The 915-nt window shown below is 40.2% G+C and carries 1 protein-coding gene; it reads left to right on the top strand.

All coding sequences use genetic code 11. From position 1 onward, the window contains the following. A partial coding sequence (gene recA / locus I8J31_RS20730; RefSeq protein WP_199470488.1) for a recombinase RecA occupies positions 1 to 824 on the top strand: 824 nt, incomplete at its 5' end. Positions 825 to 915: the final 91 nt, after the last annotated feature.

The following is a 915-nucleotide window of genomic DNA, read 5'->3' as shown; positions in this document are numbered from 1 at the left end:
TAACACTTAGTACAATCGCCGAAGCGCAAAAGAAGGGATATACCTGTGCGTTCATCGATGCTGAGCATGCTCTTGATCCCTCTTATGCCGAAAAGCTTGGTGTAAACGTTGATGAACTGCTTCTGTCTCAACCTGATACTGGCGAACAAGCGCTTGAAATTGTTGATATGTTGGTTCGCTCAAATGCTGTAAATTTAATTGTTGTAGACTCAGTAGCAGCATTAACACCTAAAGCAGAAATAGAAGGCGAAATGGGAGATTCCCATATGGGATTACAGGCTCGTTTAATGTCTCAAGCACTGCGAAAACTGACTGGTGGCGCTAAAAATGCCAATTGTATGATCATATTCATAAACCAGATTCGAATGAAAATAGGGGTTATGTTTGGCTCACCAGAGACAACAACAGGTGGTAATGCCCTTAAGTTCTATTCTTCTGTGCGCCTTGATATTCGTCGTATAGGGTCAGTGAAACAAGGTGACGAAGTTGTTGGTAATGAAACTCGTGTCAAAGTCGTTAAAAACAAAGTTGCTCCTCCTTTCAGACAAGCTGAATTCCAAATCATGTATGGTGAAGGCATTTATCACATGGGAGAGATTATAGATCTAGGTGTTAAGCAAGGCCTAGTTGATAAAGCCGGAGCTTGGTACGCTTATAAAGGTACTAAAATTGGACAAGGTAAAGCGAATGCGGCAAGATATCTTGAAGAAAATCTAGATATTGCGAATGAAATTGAAGCTGAAATTCGTAACCAACTTATTCAAACTCCTACACAGAAAGAGTCCGCTGTGATTGAAGAGGCGGATAGTCAAGAAGAAATTTAAAAGTTGTTTCTTTGTAACTTAATTGGATGGGGGCTAGTAACAGCCCCCATTTTTTTATGGAAGTAAAAGTAAACTCTACCACGATTAGATC

It is taken from the genome of Marinomonas transparens, assembly GCF_016463975.1.
GTDB lineage: Bacteria > Pseudomonadota > Gammaproteobacteria > Pseudomonadales > Marinomonadaceae > Marinomonas > Marinomonas transparens.
Note: the sequence above shows the minus strand (reverse complement) of the source record. Positions and strands in the feature narration are given on the sequence as shown.